Source organism: Streptomyces sp. NPDC002926 (assembly GCF_053591755.1).
Window position 1 is genome coordinate 1 of sequence record NZ_JBSFUK010000072.1, and the last position, 3777, is coordinate 3777.

The 3777-nt window shown below is 58.1% G+C and carries 2 rRNA genes (1 of these 2 only partly in view); both read left to right on the forward strand.

The features are described 5' to 3' along the window. The first annotated feature begins 223 nt into the window (after window positions 1–223). Window positions 224–1749 (forward strand): 16S ribosomal RNA (locus ACWDZ6_RS33215). 299 nt (window positions 1750–2048) lie between these two features. Next, window positions 2049–3777, forward strand: a 23S ribosomal RNA gene (locus ACWDZ6_RS33220); it runs 1438 nt beyond the window's last position. Together the 16S and 23S rRNA genes form the textbook arrangement of a ribosomal RNA operon.

The window sequence follows — 3777 nt, forward strand, 5'->3', positions numbered from 1 at the left end:
AAGGAAGCGTCCGTTCCTTGAGAACTCAACAGCGTGCCAAAAGTCAACGCCAGATATGTTGATACCCCGGCCTGTTTCGGCAGGTTCGAGGTTCCTTTGAAAGTCCTGTCTCTTGCTCATGTAGCGGGGCAGGCAATGACACAGCGAGGACGCTGTGAACAGTCGGTCTTATTCCGATCGGCTGTTCCGCTCTTGTGGTGTTGATCCCGATTACGGGAGAACATTCATGGAGAGTTTGATCCTGGCTCAGGACGAACGCTGGCGGCGTGCTTAACACATGCAAGTCGAACGATGAAGCCCTTCGGGGTGGATTAGTGGCGAACGGGTGAGTAACACGTGGGCAATCTGCCCTTCACTCTGGGACAAGCCCTGGAAACGGGGTCTAATACCGGATGACACTCCTTCCTGCATGGGGAGGGGTTGAAAGCTCCGGCGGTGAAGGATGAGCCCGCGGCCTATCAGCTTGTTGGTGGGGTGATGGCCTACCAAGGCGACGACGGGTAGCCGGCCTGAGAGGGCGACCGGCCACACTGGGACTGAGACACGGCCCAGACTCCTACGGGAGGCAGCAGTGGGGAATATTGCACAATGGGCGAAAGCCTGATGCAGCGACGCCGCGTGAGGGATGACGGCCTTCGGGTTGTAAACCTCTTTCAGCAGGGAAGAAGCGAAAGTGACGGTACCTGCAGAAGAAGCGCCGGCTAACTACGTGCCAGCAGCCGCGGTAATACGTAGGGCGCAAGCGTTGTCCGGAATTATTGGGCGTAAAGAGCTCGTAGGCGGCTTGTCACGTCGGATGTGAAAGCCCGGGGCTTAACCCCGGGTCTGCATTCGATACGGGCTAGCTAGAGTGTGGTAGGGGAGATCGGAATTCCTGGTGTAGCGGTGAAATGCGCAGATATCAGGAGGAACACCGGTGGCGAAGGCGGATCTCTGGGCCATTACTGACGCTGAGGAGCGAAAGCGTGGGGAGCGAACAGGATTAGATACCCTGGTAGTCCACGCCGTAAACGTTGGGAACTAGGTGTTGGCGACATTCCACGTCGTCGGTGCCGCAGCTAACGCATTAAGTTCCCCGCCTGGGGAGTACGGCCGCAAGGCTAAAACTCAAAGGAATTGACGGGGGCCCGCACAAGCAGCGGAGCATGTGGCTTAATTCGACGCAACGCGAAGAACCTTACCAAGGCTTGACATATACCGGAAAGCATCAGAGATGGTGCCCCCCTTGTGGTCGGTATACAGGTGGTGCATGGCTGTCGTCAGCTCGTGTCGTGAGATGTTGGGTTAAGTCCCGCAACGAGCGCAACCCTTGTTCTGTGTTGCCAGCATGCCCTTCGGGGTGATGGGGACTCACAGGAGACTGCCGGGGTCAACTCGGAGGAAGGTGGGGACGACGTCAAGTCATCATGCCCCTTATGTCTTGGGCTGCACACGTGCTACAATGGCCGGTACAATGAGCTGCGATGCCGCGAGGCGGAGCGAATCTCAAAAAGCCGGTCTCAGTTCGGATTGGGGTCTGCAACTCGACCCCATGAAGTCGGAGTTGCTAGTAATCGCAGATCAGCATTGCTGCGGTGAATACGTTCCCGGGCCTTGTACACACCGCCCGTCACGTCACGAAAGTCGGTAACACCCGAAGCCGGTGGCCCAACCCCTTGTGGGAGGGAGCTGTCGAAGGTGGGACTGGCGATTGGGACGAAGTCGTAACAAGGTAGCCGTACCGGAAGGTGCGGCTGGATCACCTCCTTTCTAAGGAGCACTTCTTACCGGGCTTGCCCGGTCAGAGGCCAGAACACCGGCGAATGTCCGGTGCTGGTTGCTCATGGGTGGAACGTTGACTATTCGGCACGGTTTCCTGGCTTCACTAGTACTGCTTCGGCGTGGAACGTGAGGGTTGGGGGGTCGTGCCGGGCGCGCTGTTGGGTGTCTGAGGGTGCGAGCGTGAGCTCGTCCTTCGCGATGCCGGTCCCGGTGAACTCGCTCGTGAGAGCGGGGTGACGGGTGGCTGGTCGTTGTTTGAGAACTGCACAGTGGACGCGAGCATCTGTGGCCAAGTTTTTAAGGGCGCACGGTGGATGCCTTGGCACCAGGAACCGATGAAGGACGTGGGAGGCCACGATAGTCCCCGGGGAGCCGTCAACCAGGCTTTGATCCGGGGGTTTCCGAATGGGGAAACCCGGCAGTCGTCATGGGCTGTCACCCGCTGCTGAACACATAGGCAGTGTGGAGGGAACGAGGGGAAGTGAAACATCTCAGTACCCTCAGGAAGAGAAAACAACCGTGATTCCGGGAGTAGTGGCGAGCGAAACCGGATGAGGCCAAACCGTATGCGTGTGATACCCGGCAGGGGTTGCGCATACGGGGTTGTGGGATCGCACTTCAACAGTCTGCCGGCTGTTGGGCGAGTCAGAAACCGTTGATGTAGGCGAAGGACATGCGAAAGGTCCGGCGTAGAGGGTAAGACCCCCGTAGCTGAAACATCAACGGCTTGCTTGTGCGACACCCAAGTAGCACGGGGCCCGAGAAATCCCGTGTGAATCTGGCGGGACCACCCGCTAAGCCTAAATATTCCCTGGTGACCGATAGCGGATAGTACCGTGAGGGAATGGTGAAAAGTACCGCGGGAGCGGAGTGAAATAGTACCTGAAACCGTGTGCCTACAAGCCGTGGGAGCGTCGCTGGCAGCACTTGTGCTGTCAGTCGTGACTGCGTGCCTTTTGAAGAATGAGCCTGCGAGTTTGCGGTGTGTTGCGAGGTTAACCCGTGTGGGGAAGCCGTAGCGAAAGCGAGTCCGAACAGGGCGATTCAGTAGCGCGCTCAAGACCCGAAGCGGAGTGATCTAGCCATGGGCAGGTTGAAGCGGAGGTAAGACTTCGTGGAGGACCGAACCCACCAGGGTTGAAAACCTGGGGGATGACCTGTGGTTAGGGGTGAAAGGCCAATCAAACTCCGTGATAGCTGGTTCTCCCCGAAATGCATTTAGGTGCAGCGTCGTGTGTTTCTTGCCGGAGGTAGAGCACTGGATAGGCGATGGGCCCTACCGGGTTACTGACCTTAGCCAAACTCCGAATGCCGGTAAGTGAGAGCGCGGCAGTGAGACTGTGGGGGATAAGCTCCATGGTCGAGAGGGAAACAGCCCAGAGCATCGACTAAGGCCCCTAAGCGTACGCTAAGTGGGAAAGGATGTGGAGTCGCAGAGACAACCAGGAGGTTGGCTTAGAAGCAGCCACCCTTGAAAGAGTGCGTAATAGCTCACTGGTCAAGTGATTCCGCGCCGACAATGTAGCGGGGCTCAAGCGTACCGCCGAAGTCGTGTCATTCGTACACATATCCCCAACGGGAGTACGGATGGGTAGGGGAGCGTCGTGTGCCGGGTGAAGCCGCCGCGGAAGCGAGTGGTGGACGGTTCACGAGTGAGAATGCAGGCATGAGTAGCGATACACACGTGAGAAACGTGTGCGCCGATTGACTAAGGGTTCCTGGGTCAAGCTGATCTGCCCAGGGTAAGTCGGGACCTAAGGCGAGGCCGACAGGCGTAGTCGATGGACAACCGGTTGATATTCCGGTACCCGCTTTGAAACGCCCAGTATCGAGCCCATTAATGCTAAGGCCGTGAAGCCGCCCTGATCTCTTCGGAGTTGAGGGGAGTGGTGGAGCCGCCGGCCCAAGGTGGTAGTAGGTAAGCGATGGGGTGACGCAGGAAGGTAGTCCAGCCCGGGCGGTGGTTGTCCCGGGGTAAGGGTGTAGGCCGTGTGATAGGCAAATCCGTCACACATA